This is a genomic window from Hanstruepera ponticola (genome assembly GCF_012931685.1).
Lineage (GTDB): Bacteria > Bacteroidota > Bacteroidia > Flavobacteriales > Flavobacteriaceae > Hanstruepera > Hanstruepera ponticola.
The window spans coordinates 319,046-334,062 of record NZ_JABANC010000003.1; the positions used below are offsets into that span (position 1 = coordinate 319,046).

Below are 15,017 nucleotides of genomic sequence, written 5' to 3' on the forward strand. Positions count from 1 at the left end.
TAATCTTCGAATTTTCACGTATATTAAATTAATCACAAAAAATATATGTAATTTTGGCAATTCAAAAACCGAGCCATACTTTTACAAAAATACATTTAAAAGCATTGCGTACAAACATCTTCCACATACTTTTTGCCTTAAGTTTTACAGTGTTTATCAACACTTCTGGCTTTGCTCAAGATATCCCAAAAGAAGGTGGAAAAGTTGAACCAAGTGAGAAGAATGACACGCTAAATTTATCTATTGGAAATACCTTAAAACCCATAGAGACTGAAAAAGAACAAGATTCTACTTTACAGGATTCCGTAAAACCAAAACCAGAACTACTTACTGGACCAGTTAAATACAAAGCTACTGATTACGCTTCCTTTAATAATAAAGAGCAAAAGCTGTATTTATATAACGAAGCCGAAGTTTACTATGAAGACATGGAACTCAAGGCTGGTTTAATTGTCATTGACTATAACACCAATGAAGTTTTTGCAGCAGGAATTACAGATTCACTTGGGAATTACAATCAAGCTCCTGTTTTTAAACAAGCCAATAATGTAGTTGAACCTGACTCCATAAAATTTAATACGAAAACCGAAAAGGCACTTATTTATAACTCAAAAACAGAGCAAGGCGGCATGAATATTCTTGCTCCCGTAACTAAAAAAGTTAATGATTCTGTTATCTTTTTATATAAAGGTCGGTTTACTACGGCAAAAGACATTGAAAACCCTGAATATTACTTTCAAGCCAATAAAATAAAGGTTGTTCCTGGCAAAAAAATTGTAGTAGGCCCAACCAATATGGTTATTGCTGATGTTCCAACAATAATTGGTTTACCTTTTGGATTTTTCCCTTTAACTGATAAACAAACTTCTGGAGTTATAATTCCAACTTTTGGTGAAGAAAACAATAGAGGCTATTTTTTACAAAATGGTGGTTACTATTTTGCAATTAGTGATTTTGTTGATTTAGCAGTTTTAGGGGATTATTATACCAATGGAAGTTATGGATTGCGTTTTGAAAGTGCCTATGCCAATAGATATCGCTACAATGGTAACGTAAGTTTTAGATATGAAAATTTAATAAATAGTGAACGTGGTTTTCCAGACTACAGTAAGTCATCTATTTACAATATTAGATGGTCTCATTCTCAAGACGCCAAAGCGAACCCAAGTTCACGGTTCTCTGCATCGGTAAATTTAGGTAGTAGCAGGTATTATCAAACTTCTATCAATCAGGTTAATGCACCGAGTTTTTTGAATAACACTTTGGCTTCTTCCATATCCTATTCTAAAACTTTTGAAGGTGAACCCCAAGTAAATATGAGTGTTGCCGCAACACACTCCCAAAACACCAATACGGAAGTTATTAATATGACCTTACCAACCGTTCAAGCTAGTGTAAGTCGTATATTTCCTTTTGCACCTAAAACTGGTGTAAAAAAAGGTATTATTCAAAATGTCAACTTTCAATATAATATTAGAGCTGAAAACCGCATACAAACTACCGATTCCTTATTCTTTAAAAAGGAAATGTGGGATAGTGCTGTAAATGGTATTAAACACAGTATTCCATTAACTACAAATTTTAAAGTGTTTAAATATTTCAGTTTGAGCGCTAGCACCTCGTATGATGAAACTTGGGTTTTTGAAACCGTAAGAAAATATTATGACTTTGAGGAAAATGAAATTGTAACGGAACCTGTAAAAGGATTTGATGCCTTTAGAACATACAATTTTAGTACAAGTTTAGGTACAACTCTCTATGGTATGTTCGATTTCAGAAAAGAAGGTAAAGATCCAAAAATTCAGGCTATTCGACATGTCATGCGACCATCTATAAGTTATAACATAAATCCGTCATTCAGTAATTATTACGAAACTTTTGAAGTAATCGATGCAAATGGAACAACGACTGATGAGATTGAATATACCCGTTTTGAAGGTGGTATTTATGGCGCACCAAATAATCGCTATTCCAGTTCTATTGGTATGTCATTATCTAATAATATTGAAGCCAAAGTGAGAGACAAGGATTCAACCGCTACTGAAGCTAAAAAAATAAAGTTACTTGATAATTTAAATTTTTCTACTGCTTATAATTTAGCTGGTGATTCTCTAAATTGGAGCCCTTTGAGAATGACAGGTAGCACGCAAATATTGAAAAACAAAATGATTATAAATTTTGGCGCAACTATGGATCCTTATGCACTTGATAATAACAATACCAAAATTGATAAATTCAACATAGACAATGGAGGTAGCTTATTTAGATTGACAAGTGCCAATGTCAACACAAGTTATTCTATATCCAGTAGTGATTTTGATGGTACTGAAAATGAAAGAAGCACTCAAGAAAATTTGAGAAGTGGTGGTCGTGCTGATGATTTATTTGGTCGTGCTCAAGATTTTTCAGACCAACGCTATGGTGAAGATGATGATGAGGAAGAAAAAACGCCTAGTGCCTTATATAAGACTAAAATTCCATGGAATTTAAAGCTAGCCTATGCCGTTAACTATACTAATGTAAGGCGTGAAAATGAGATATCTTCACATTCATTAATGTTCTCTGGAGATGTTGAGTTCTCTCCTCGATGGACTGTTGGTGCTTCTTCGGGCTATGACTTTAAAAACAAAGGTTTTACTTACACCCAACTCCGCTTTGAAAGGGATTTATTGAGTTGGCGTATGAGTTTTAGCTGGGTACCCTTCAGCACAAGAAGTTCTTGGTATTTCTTTATTGGTATAAAGTCAAACATACTTAAAGACATTAAGTATGACAAACGTAGACAGCCTGATCAGCAATTATAATTGAATACACTCAAACCATGAAAAAAATAATTAACACTACAAATGCACCTGCACCAATTGGTCCATATAATCAAGCGGTTTTGGTTGGGAATACACTGTACACTTCAGGACAAATAGCTATCAATCCCACAACTGGCGATTTAGTTATTGAGAATATAACAGCTGAAACTGAACAGGTTATGCAAAACATGAAAGCTGTATTGACAGCTGCAGAGATGACTTTTGAAAACGTGGTTAAAACGTCTATATTCATAAGTGACATGAATAATTTTTCAAAAATTAATGCTGTTTACGCAAATTATTTTAATGCTGAAACTGCTCCAGCTAGAGAAACTGTAGAAGTTGCAAACTTACCAAAATTTGTAAATGTTGAAATTAGTATGATTGCAATTAAATAATTGCTATTTAAAATAAAACGGAGTAACCCAAACCGATTGAGTCAGTATCTGACCCTACAGATTTAACAGATTCTGAATGTAAATAAAATAATTTTACACTCTGTTTTTTTGTTACAGGAATACCAAAAGCCAATGAGGTTAAAAAATCACCTCGCTCATCATTATTTGGTTGACTATTAACTATAGACTGTCCGCCTAATCCATAACCTGCACTAACTGAAGCCCACATTCTATTTTTAAACCTACGAATGAGATGCGTTTGAGCTGCAAAAGTCGGGTCTTGCTTTCTCACTTGGTTGTTAAAAAAATCCTTGTTGTTTGTATATAAAAAAACAGAAGCTGTAAATTCATAAGACCACAAACCCCAATTGTGTACAAATCCAATCTGTGGCCTGATAACAAATCTATTTTGTCCTAAATTCAACAATCTATCACCTGCATATTGCCCAAGAGGAAAAGTGACTGCAATGGAAGCACCAAGCATTGTAGATGATGGATTTTCAGCATAATAAGTCATCATTTCTTGAGCATTAAGTGCCTTGGGACCAATTATATTCATTGAAAACCTAACACGCGGATCAGAAAAACCAGTTCTTCTAATACTAGTAGGTGTACCTCTTAATAATCCATCCCATTTAGCATTTACATAAGGTAGTAGTACATCTAATCTACCCAATTTATTTCCAATTTTTAATGGCTGCACGTAAGATAGTGCAACAGCGTCCAATTGAAGTGTCACATCTTCAGCTTGCAAGACAGGATCAAAAATTATGTCTCCAAATGTATGAACATACCCACCACCAATTACATGAGTTCCAATGGGCAACGGTGTCCAGCGCCTAGGCTCTATGTCTTGTGCAAACAATAAGGTTAGATTAAAAAAACAAATAAAAAAAACAGACGTTATCTTTATATTTTTTGACTTATAAATTTCCATTTAATCAGTTAATTTTTTTTTGCAAAATAATCATTTTGACCATAACTATTCTAGTTAAATTAATTAAGAAAGAAAACATATGTAATTTGTAATACTTCGTATTTAATATTACTAAAGGAACTTGTATATTTGATAACCAATCCCAAAATAAAAGTTCCGTGCGTATAGAACAAGATATTAAACTTGGATTTAAAGATGTAATGATCAGGCCAAAAAGGTCAACTCTTAAGAGTCGGTCACAAGTAAACCTTGAGCGTGATTTCACTTTTTTAAATAGTAAAATAAATTGGAAAGGTATACCCATAATGGCTGCAAATATGGATACTGTTGGGACTTTTGAAACAGCACTGGCGTTGGCCAATAAAAAATTATTCACTGCTATTCATAAGCACTATTCGATATCTGAATGGACCTCTTTTTTTTCAGAAGCACCTAACGGAATTGAAGACTATGTTGCTGTAAGTACAGGTACCAGTAAAAATGAAGCTGAAAAATTAGCAGTTATCTTTAAAGAGATTCCGCAGTTAAAGTTTATATGCATTGATGTGGCAAATGGTTATTCGGAACATTTTGTTGATTTTGTTAAACGCACGAGAAATGAATATCCTGACAAGGTTATAATTGCAGGAAATGTGGTAACTGGCGAAATGGTAGAAGAACTATTATTGGCAGGAGCCGATATCATTAAAGTAGGTATAGGTCCTGGATCTGTTTGTACTACTCGCGTAAAAACTGGTGTTGGCTATCCTCAACTTTCTGCTATTATCGAATGTGCAGATGCTGCACATGGTTTAGGTGGTCAAATAATTAGTGATGGTGGTTGTGCTACACCTGGTGATATTGCTAAAGCTTTTGGTGCTGGAGCCGATTTTGTTATGCTTGGTGGTATGCTAGCTGGTCATGATGAGAGCGGTGGTGAAATCATAGAACGAGGTGGAAAAACCTTTAAAAAATTCTATGGTATGAGCTCAACAACTGCTATGGAAAAATACGCTGGTGGTGTTGCCGAGTATCGTGCTAGTGAAGGTAAAACGGTAACTGTACCTTATAGAGGACCAATTGAAAACACACTACAAGATATTTTAGGTGGTTTAAGAAGTGCTTGTACGTATGTTGGCGCTCAAAGATTAAAGGAATTAACTAAACGCACCACTTTTATTCGAGTTGCTGAACAAGAAAATCAAGTTTACACTAATTAGTCTTGTTATTAAGTTTGGGCACTTTTTTCTAATCGCGCTCTCTTTACTGCCATCTTTTTTAACATCCAGTCAGGGTAGTTCGTATCATCTTCAGCTTCATAAATACGAAGATTTTGATTTGGATCAGGTTTAAGCAAATCATCTTGTTTACATCCTAAAATAGCTGCTGCTGTTTGTACACCTGAATATCCGGCTCCAGCAACACCATGAGAAACTATACTAGCACCACACATATATAAATTCTCAATTTCACTTTTAGATTTGTAAGCAAAAGGACCTATATGTCTTAAACTTTTTTCAGTTCCATAAACATTTCCTCGTGTTGTGTTCAAATAAAACTCATTAGTTAAGGGTGTTCCTAAATCTTTATGAACAATATTTTTTGATATTCCTGGAACAACCTTTTCTAAACTATTTAAAAACTTTTGAATTAGTTTGTCCTTAAATTCCAAATATGCTTGAGAACGTTCTTCTGTTTCGTTTTCAAAAGCTGCAAAAGCATCATAATTAATATAGGTTATAACCTCTAGAGTGTGATAACGTCCATCAAAACTAATGGGATCTTTTAATGAGGTACAACTAATAAACAGACCAGAGAATTCTTCTCCTTCAAGAATATCCGTTTTCTGCATATCTTCAAAAAGCTCATCCATATCCTTATTGGGCATCATCCAAATATTTCCAGAATCTAAGCCAGCTTTTTTCACATCCATATCAACTGTAAGAAAAAGCATGAGAGAAGTACATGAGTATTTGGTTCTTTCAAGCTTCTTCTTTAAACTATTACTTAAATATTCTGATCCTATCATTTTTAAGTAAGTGGTTTCAGGATCGGCATTAGAAATAATCCGATCAGCAAATATGGATTCACCATTTTCCAATACAACACCTATTGCTTTGTTTCTTTTTTTAGTCTTACTAACTATTATTTTAGATACGCCACTTTGTGTTCGTACCTGACTTCCAAAATTCTTAATACAATTGGTCATGGCTTTTACCAATGCTCCTCCTCCACCTACAGGATAAAATCCACCTTCTGAATAATGATCCATTATAGCAGCATGCATTAAGAAGCTAGCTTTTGCTGGTGGTAATCCGTGATCACCATATTGAATATTTAGGATGCGTTGCAATAAGGGATCTTTAACATGCCAGTTTATGACTCGCTTTAAAGTGAATGGTGCATATTTCCCCATATGCTTGGTTCTAAAAGGAATAGTAATTTGCTGCCAAACCGTTCGGATTTTAGGGATTAACTGCAGTTGTCTACTTACATTCTTTATTAATTTCAAATACTTGATTATTCCTTTTTTTTCATGTGGAAACCTGGCTATTAACCTATTTTGGAACTCATCAAAATTGGCAGGATAATGAAAGCGTTCATCACCAATCCAACAATGCTCAAAAGCATCTGGATTCATTCTGTAAAATGCCAATTCATTAGCAATACCTAAACCTTCGTAAAGTTCTCTAGTTGATTGTCCTTCACCCAATAAACCAACATAATGGACTCCAGGCGTAAAACGGTAACCATTGAGATAAAAACTATGACACCAACCACCAGGAACATCATGTTGCTCTAAAACTAAAACGCGTTGTCCTGCTCTTGACAAACATATTGCAGCAGATAAACCACCAACTCCAGAACCAATAATAATTGTGTCGTAACTATTTTCTTTTATGGAATTTGATGTATCGGTTTTTAACATTTATATGTTATTAAATGGCTGTAATAAGTAGTTCTGCTGTTGCAGGATTTGTTGCTAAAGGTACGTCATGCACATCACATAATCGCATAAGCATTAAAACATCTGGTTCATGCGGGTGTTTTTCCAGTGGGTCTCGAAAAAATAGGACCATGTTACATTTTCCTTCTGCAACCCTAGCAGCAATTTGAGCATCACCACCCATGGGACCAGACAACAAGCGTAATACTTCAAATCCAGCTTTTTTTACTTTTTTTCCAGTGGTACCAGTTGAAACCAATGAAATATTTTTGTCATGCAAAATATCACGATGCTGATTAAGAAACTGAACCATTTCAGCTTTTTTTCCATCGTGGGCAATAATAGCTATTTCCATATTTACATACTTGTGTGATAACTCACCAAACCTTCAATTGGTCTTCTAACAATATTTCCTACTTTATACCCTAGTTCATCAGCGACTTCACGTATTTCATTTTCAGAGAAAAATGCTATTGATCCCGCGAAATGAACAGGCACAGATTTTAGTTCATCCTTGAATTGAAATATCATATTTTCAGAAAAAAGTTTCAGTCCTTTTTTAATGAGTGTTTTTATGTAATCTGACTCTTTGTTCAAAAACATAAATTCGGCAAATGATGCTAAATAAGCATTGGGATTTGGTTGTTTATATAGATTATATTTTATAAAATCAGCATCCAAATTATATTTTTCAGCAAATGATACTTTTATATTCTCTGGCATATGATTAAAATAATAATCACGAATAAGTTGCTTACCGTAATAATTACCTGAAGCATCATCCATTAAAGTATAACCCAAGGAACTAACGCGTTGATGCAGCTCTTTTCCGTCATAATAGCTGCAATTGGATCCCGTACCCAAGATACAGACAACAGCAGCTTCATTAGGTTCTGAAATAGTTGCCCTAACTGCGGCAAATGTATCTTCCTTCACTTCAACTGTAGCTTTTGAAAAAATGGATTCTAAAACCATTTTTAATTGTAATCGTGGTTTTTCAGTACCACAACCTGCCCCATAAAAATAAACATGTGTTACCACATCCTTGTGTTTCTTTAACTCGGTTTGTTTATTGATTATTTTAAAAAGCTTTTTCTCTTTTAAAATAGCAGGATTTAATCCTTTCGTCCTTATTTTCTCAAGTAATTGGTTGCCGTTTTCATCAACCGATACCCAATCACATTTTGTAGAACCACTGTCAACTATTAAAATCATAGGCTAAAAATAAAAAAAAGCTGTTAGAAAGTTTAACAGCTTTAATTTTTGTTTGTTTTAATTATAGTGAATTAACATGTAAAGCCAAATCCACAAGCTTGTTGGAATAAGCAAATTCATTGTCATACCATGCAACCAGCTTAAAGAATCTAGAATTTAGCTCAATGGCTGCATCTGCATCAAAAATTGAAGTTCGAACATCACTTACAAAATCCTGTGACACTACCAAATCTTCTGTGTAACCTAAAACACCTTTCATAGAAGTTTCTGAAGCCTTCTTAAAAGCAGCCTTGATTTCTTCTAGCGATGTTTCTTTTTTTGTTCTTACGGTTAAATCCACAACAGATACATCAGCGGTTGGAACACGAAATGCCATTCCTGTTAATTTACCATTTAGTTTCGGAATAACTTTCCCTACTGCCTTTGCAGCTCCTGTTGAAGCAGGAATGATATTCACAAGTGCGCTTCTTCCGCCTCTATAATCCTTTTTTGCAGGACCATCTACAGTAAGTTGTGAAGCTGTTGTAGCATGAACAGTTGTCATTAATGCTTCTTCAATTCCAAAATTATCATCTAATACTTTAGCCAATGGCGCTAGACAATTGGTTGTGCAAGAAGCATTTGAAACTACAGTGTCTGATGGTTTAACATCATTGTGATTAACACCCATAACAAACATAGGAGCATCCTTACTGGGTGCTGAAATCACAACTTTTTTAGCACCAGCTTCTATGTGATAATGAGCAGATTCTAGAGTTGTAAAAATCCCTGTACAGTCTGCCACAACATCTGCTTTAACTGCATCCCATTTTAAATTTCTTGGATCTCTTTCAGCAGTTACGCGTATTTTTTTACCATCAACTACTAAATGTCCATCTACTACCTCTATTGTGCCATTAAAGCGACCATGAACAGAATCATATTTTAATAAGTAAGCTAGATGATCAACATCCAACAAATCATTAATTGCTACCACATCTACATCTGGTCTATTTACAGTAGCTCTAAAAACTATTCTTCCAATTCTACCGAAACCATTGATTCCTAATCTTAAATTTGACATATTATTTTTCTTGTATTTTTATTAATAATTTGTTTAAGTCGTCATGATATCTGACACACGTAATAATTCTTTGTTAATTTCTGTTTTACCCTTGACAGCTTTTTCTAGAGGCGTTAGCTCAATTTTATTATCTAGAATACCTACCATGTAATTTGATTTCCCTTCTAGTAAAGACTCCACAGCTTTCACTCCCATTCTGCTAGCCAAAACACGATCAAAACAAGAGGGTGAACCTCCTCGTTGCATGTGACCTAATACTGAAACACGAACCTCATATTCCTCCATGTTTTCTTCAACATAATCCTTGAGTTCAAAAACATTCTTGCCAATTTTATCTCCTTCAGCTACAACAACTATACTAGATGATTTACCTGATTGCTTGCTTCTTCTTAATGACTCAAGTAACCTATCTAATCCTAAATCTTCTTCAGGAATCAGTATTTCTTCAGCACCTGCTCCAACACCAGCATTCAAGGCAATATGTCCAACATCTCTTCCCATTACCTCAACAAAAAACAGGCGTTTATGCGAACTAGCAGTATCCCGAATTTTATCAATACAATCTACTACTGTATTCAATGCTGTATCATAGCCTAAAGTGAAATTAGTACCATAAATATCGTTATCAATGGTTCCTGGAATACCAATTACTGGAAAGTTAAATTCTTCGTTAAAAAACATACCTCCAGTAAACGTACCATCACCACCAATTAACACCATAGCATCAATACCTACGCTTTTTAACTGTAAATATGCTTTTTGCCTTCCTTCCTTGGTTCTAAATTCATTGGAACGAGCTGATTTTAAAATGGTGCCTCCAGTATGAATAATATTATTCACACTACGTGCTGATAGTATTTTAAAGTCACCTTCAATTAATCCTTCATAACCTCTATAAATACCTACACATTCTATTTGGTGATATGCACATGTTCTAACAACAGATCTTATGGCAGCATTCATTCCAGGAGCATCTCCTCCCGAAGTTAAAACACCTATTTTTTTTATCTTTTTAGTCATAAAATGATACTTGATTTAGTAAATCTAATAAAGAAATAGCATATAAAACAAGCTATTAGAGATAATTTAAGTGAAGAATAAAAACTCAAACGTTTTCGTTAATAAAAACATTGAATAATGTGAAATATTTTGTGAATAAAAGGACTAATCTTCTTCTTTTTCCTTTTTAAATCCTACAAAACCTGGAAGATCTTTATCATTTTCTTCTGCTGCTGCTTCAGCTTTTTTGGCCTTTTCGGCTTCGACTTTCTTTTTCCCTTTTAAAATAATGTCAATGAGTTCACCAAACCTATCAAAATCAACACTCCAAGCAATACCTACTCCTTGAGTGTAACCGATTTCCTCACCAAAATTTCTTATACTGTTTTCACGATTAAAAACTTTGGCTCGCAACGTTCCTTCTTCATTTAAAAGAAAATCTATTTGCACATCACCAGCCACTACTGTTTCACTAACCCCTCCTACTGGTACACCAACCTTTCCATTTAGTAAAATTCTGTCACTAATATTGGTTTGTAGAATCACGCCTAACCTATCATCAGTCTGATAATCTGGTGTGTTCTCACCTGCCTCATAGTTAAAACCAATGTTTACCTTATTATCACCTGCACTAAAAAATCCATTAATAATACCATTAAGTCTTTCGGCAATGGTTCCTGTAACATTTAAACTGTTTAGGCGTCCAGAAAAAGCACCAGTAGCTAACAGATAAAGTGCTTGATTGTCTCTATCTTCTTTTGAATCTAAACGATACTGTAATTCAGATTTAACGGTAGAATTTACGGTTGGAAACTCAAAGCTAAAATCGATTTCTGGTTTTATAAGTTGTCCCGTTAAACTAGTTTTTAAGTGTACAGGGATAGTCCGATTGATCGGGTTATCCAATAAAGGTGATGGATTTGTTTGAGTTTTATAAATAGCATTGATTGCCAATTTAGCATTAAAAGGATCGCCTTCCCAAGCTATGGTTCCACCAGGTTCTACTTCAAACTTTTTCTGAACAATACCACCGTATTTGAAATTGTAAATACCTTCAAACACTGAAAAATCACCCCATATATTAAATTTTCCATTAGTATTAATATCTATCAACAATCCACCTACACCTCGCCCTTTAATTGTACTTCCGGACACTTTATCAATAACGATTTCAATTTCAGCATCTTGAGTAATATCTAATTCAAAATCTAGCTCGAGACCAGAAATATCTTTTGTTTTTAATTCCTTTCCTTCTTTTTTGGCGCGTTTTTCTTCTGGAGTCAAGAAATGTATGTACGAATTATCACCAAATGACTCTGTGTCACTCAATGGAATTATAAAAATAGTTCCTGGTTTAGTTTCAGCAATAACTTTTATAATTAAATCATTTGTAGGTCCAAAAATACTAGCAGTACCACCAATATAGCCTGTTCCATAATAAGGCGCATCTTCAGTTTCTTCTTCAGTATCCAACACTAAAAGTCTGGATGTATTTACATCGATATCCAAACTCCATTCAGAAAAATTAACATGGTTTATGGAGCCATTCAGCACGCCCTTGGAATTATATTTTGTATCGGTTAAATTGATAGTGTTGAACACAAAACTTTGATTATCTAACGTAACAGATGACTTATCAGCAAAATCATAATCAACATTAAGATATGGTACCGTTAAACCTGCTTTATTTAACTCCAATTGCCCATCAATTTCTGGTAGCTTCAAACTACCATGTACTTTGGCTACACCAGTTACTTCTCCTCTTATATTTGTCAAAATATCTGATAAAAACGGGTTTAAAGGTGATAAATTGAACTTATTAAAGTTTAAATCTACATTTATTGATGATGTGTTTGCTGCTACGTCTATATTACCTATTGCAGAAAATGATTCCGTAGTATCATCTTTTATTTTAGCATTTACTTCGTAGTTGGTTAGAGATTCATCGCCTATAATTTTTGCATCAAACGAACCTAAAACTAAATCATTTACTTCTAAATCATCGATAGTTATTGTTGAATTTGGTAAATAACGTCCTTTTTGCTGTAGGATATCTAGTTTTCCATTGACATTACCTTTAAGCCTCAAACTATCGACTGATGGTGTTATTTTGGCTAAATCCACATCTTTAAAATTCAACTTGATGTCTTTATATGTAGAATCCCTTAAAACACCCCATAACTTAATTTCTTCATTGCGATGACTCATTCTAAAAGAATCTATGTTAATAGATGATAAATCTTTTTCTAAAATGATTTTGTTGTTGTTATTACGTCGTTCATTAATTACCCATTCATTCCCTTTAAAAGTAACATCTGATCTTTTAAAACCAATTACTGATTTGTTTTCTTCATTTATGGTATGATAAAAACTCAAATTATAGGAATCAACATTGTTTTTACCGCCATGGAATTCTGATCGCATGTAAAGCGTATCATTTAATGTTACGTTAATCAAATTAAATTTTGACAAATTATAATAAGTGGTATTAATACTATCAATTTCAACATAAGTATTGTAAAGTGGGTTTTTACTGTCAACTTGTAGCGAAATTTGATCTGCGAAATAATCAAAAAGTTTAATTTTAGGAGATTTGAACGTAAGTTTAAATTCTTTTTCATCACTCTCAACACGTCCTTTAATATAAGTATTAGAGCCTAGTTCTATATCAGGTACAAAGACCTCGACTATTTTGTTGTAAATTTTAAAATTAAAATCGATGTATTGATCTGCATCAACCTTATGAGGCCTGTAATTAGTATAAACACTTCCTACGGCATTCTCAAACAAATACCCAATATCCTTAAATGAAAATACACCGCTTAACTGACCGTTAATAATATCTGGTGAGTTGACGTTAATATAACGCTCTTTATCAACAAAAGATGATGTTATCTGAAAATCATCGAAAAAATACTCATCATGTTCATTTTTGTAATAAGTATTATCAAATTCTATACTACCTACAGCATCATCTAATGTAGTACCTACCATTTTCATTTCAACAAAGCCTTTGAAAATAGAGGTATTATCACGCTTGACTAAATTCATTGCGTTTAAATTAGCATAAGAGACATCAGCAATAAAATCAAATTCGTTTATTTTTTTTGAAAAATCAGCCAAACCATTAAATGTCACTCTAAAGTTTTCATCATGAGATATTAATTTTCCGTTATAAATATTATTCCCTAAATCACCTAGAAGCTCAATATCATTGTATTCATAATTATTATAAACCACAGAATAAACATCTCCTAAAAGTTCTGTTTTTAAACTTTCAACCGTAAATCCTTTTCCATCAACATCTAAATTTAATGATGTTAAACCCCATTTAGGGTTTTCAATAAATTTCCCAATATTAAAATCATCAAAAATAATATTACCATTGTATGATGCGTTGTCAATATCATTGATGGTTTTTAACTCTAAATTAGAATGAATAAAACCTAATTCCGTATTGATTCCTATATCTGCTTTTATGTTAGTACTTGTTATCTCTGATTGACCAACAATGGTAAAGTTTCCTAGTTTATCAAAAGCAGTTGGTATAGATTCTCCCAAAATATTGGGAAGTAGCGCTTTTAAATCTCTGTAATTTGAAGTTAAATTTGTAAACTTTCCATTCATATAAAAATTATCCTCATCAGCATTGAATAGGTTTAAAAAATGGATATCTCCATAAATTTTACTTCTGGAACTTGTATTTAATTCCAGATTATTTATACGCATATCATTTAAGGTTCCCGTAATGCTGGCACTTAACGACGCACGCTGATTAACACCAAATTCATCATAAAAAGTATTTAATTCATCAAGAGCTATATTGGCTTCCTTAAAATTAGCATCAATTTGTACCTTTTCAGTAAAATACTTTAAATCTTCACGCTTGTACAAAAACTTCACACTTCCTTTTAAATCAGAATTTGCTGTTCTTAAATCCAAATCGTCAAGAAAAATTTGCTCTTTGGTATATGAAAAATTTGTTACTAGATTTTTCATTTTCAAACCTCTACTATCGTTAAATGCCAAAGTATTTATCCGGGTACTTACATTAGGACCATTAACCAATAAATTTGTAGCATTGGTAAAAATATCAGTAAACTCTAATATTTTTGGGGTTTCCTTATTATAATCAATAAGCCTAAATGTGCCATTAGTGATTGTTACATCACTTGATGAAAGCAAGAAGTCACTAGGGTCTGTAGTTGGTGTATCTTCATCAAACCTAGCAACGAAAACATCTAAATTAGTATCAGTTTCTCCTTTATAGGTTACAATGTTAAAAATTAATCCGTCCAGGTCAATATCACCAAAAACTAGATTTCCATTATAAAGATTTTTAAAATTTAAGATTGATGTATTAATTTCAGTAGCACTGATTAATGTATCTAACTTGTAATCACGAATTAGAACACCTTTTAACTCTACATCACCATTAATTTGCAAACCAACCTTTTCAATATTGATATTGGTTTTAAAATCGTTATTAATTCGTTTAGTTGCGTATTTCCCTATACTAGTTTGAACCGCTGGGATAGATAGTATCAATACCAAAATAATAAACAGCAACAAGAGGGTTGCTATTAATCTACCAAGTATTTTAAAAAATTTTTTGATACGTTCTGAAAGTTATAACTTTGAAGTCAAAATTAACAATAATTATGCCTAATATTCA

10 protein-coding genes are annotated in these 15,017 nt (G+C 33.3%); 3 read left to right on the plus strand and 7 right to left on the minus strand.

Annotated elements, in window-relative coordinates; genetic code table 11:
* Positions 1 to 53 precede the first annotated feature (53 nt).
* The gene (locus tag HGK31_RS10260) at positions 54 to 2,804 is read left to right on the plus strand and encodes a putative LPS assembly protein LptD (protein WP_191859664.1); all 2,751 of its coding nucleotides are present in this window, start codon (positions 54 to 56) and stop codon (positions 2,802 to 2,804) included.
* Between the two features lie 17 nt (positions 2,805 to 2,821).
* The gene (locus tag HGK31_RS10265; protein WP_191859665.1) at positions 2,822 to 3,202 is read left to right on the plus strand and encodes a Rid family detoxifying hydrolase; all 381 of its coding nucleotides are present in this window, start codon (positions 2,822 to 2,824) and stop codon (positions 3,200 to 3,202) included.
* 7 nt (positions 3,203 to 3,209) lie between these two features.
* On the opposite strand, the gene HGK31_RS10270 is transcribed toward HGK31_RS10265, so the two are convergent.
* Positions 3,210 to 4,067 carry a transporter gene (locus tag HGK31_RS10270; protein WP_233451069.1) on the minus strand — a complete coding sequence of 286 codons (858 nt, stop codon included), beginning with the start codon at positions 4,065 to 4,067 and terminating at the stop codon, positions 3,210 to 3,212.
* A 230-nt stretch (positions 4,068 to 4,297) separates the two neighbouring features.
* On the opposite strand from HGK31_RS10270, the gene HGK31_RS10275 reads away from it, so the two are divergent.
* Positions 4,298 to 5,338, plus strand: coding sequence for a GMP reductase (locus HGK31_RS10275; RefSeq protein WP_191859666.1), 1,041 nt, complete (start codon positions 4,298 to 4,300; stop codon positions 5,336 to 5,338).
* Positions 5,339 to 5,346: 8 nt separating this feature from the next.
* Here the strand turns inward: HGK31_RS10275 and HGK31_RS10280 are convergent, their stop codons facing one another.
* The 6 genes from HGK31_RS10280 to HGK31_RS10305 all read right to left on the minus strand — a co-directional run bounded on the left by HGK31_RS10280 (position 5,347) and on the right by HGK31_RS10305 (position 14,890).
* Positions 5,347 to 7,047 (minus strand): phytoene desaturase family protein, encoded by a 1,701-nt coding sequence (locus HGK31_RS10280; protein ID WP_191859667.1) that lies wholly within the window; start codon positions 7,045 to 7,047, stop codon positions 5,347 to 5,349.
* Positions 7,048 to 7,057: 10 nt separating this feature from the next.
* A complete protein-coding gene (locus HGK31_RS10285; protein ID WP_191859668.1) occupies positions 7,058 to 7,420 on the minus strand; it encodes a methylglyoxal synthase in 363 nt (120 codons plus the stop codon).
* Positions 7,421 to 7,422: 2 nt separating this feature from the next.
* Positions 7,423 to 8,280, minus strand: a complete 858-nt coding sequence (locus HGK31_RS10290) for an N-acetylglucosamine kinase (protein WP_191859669.1) — start codon at positions 8,278 to 8,280, stop codon at positions 7,423 to 7,425.
* Positions 8,281 to 8,341: 61 nt separating this feature from the next.
* On the minus strand, positions 8,342 to 9,343 hold the full coding sequence (gene gap, locus HGK31_RS10295) for a type I glyceraldehyde-3-phosphate dehydrogenase (protein WP_191859675.1): 1,002 nt from the start codon (positions 9,341 to 9,343) through the stop codon (positions 8,342 to 8,344).
* 33 nt (positions 9,344 to 9,376) lie between these two features.
* The gene (gene pfkA / locus HGK31_RS10300) at positions 9,377 to 10,363 is read right to left on the minus strand and encodes a 6-phosphofructokinase (RefSeq protein ID WP_191859677.1); all 987 of its coding nucleotides are present in this window, start codon (positions 10,361 to 10,363) and stop codon (positions 9,377 to 9,379) included.
* 144 nt (positions 10,364 to 10,507) lie between these two features.
* Positions 10,508 to 14,890 (minus strand): translocation/assembly module TamB domain-containing protein, encoded by a 4,383-nt coding sequence (locus tag HGK31_RS10305; protein WP_233451071.1) that lies wholly within the window; start codon positions 14,888 to 14,890, stop codon positions 10,508 to 10,510.
* Between the last annotated feature and the right edge of the window lie 127 nt (positions 14,891 to 15,017).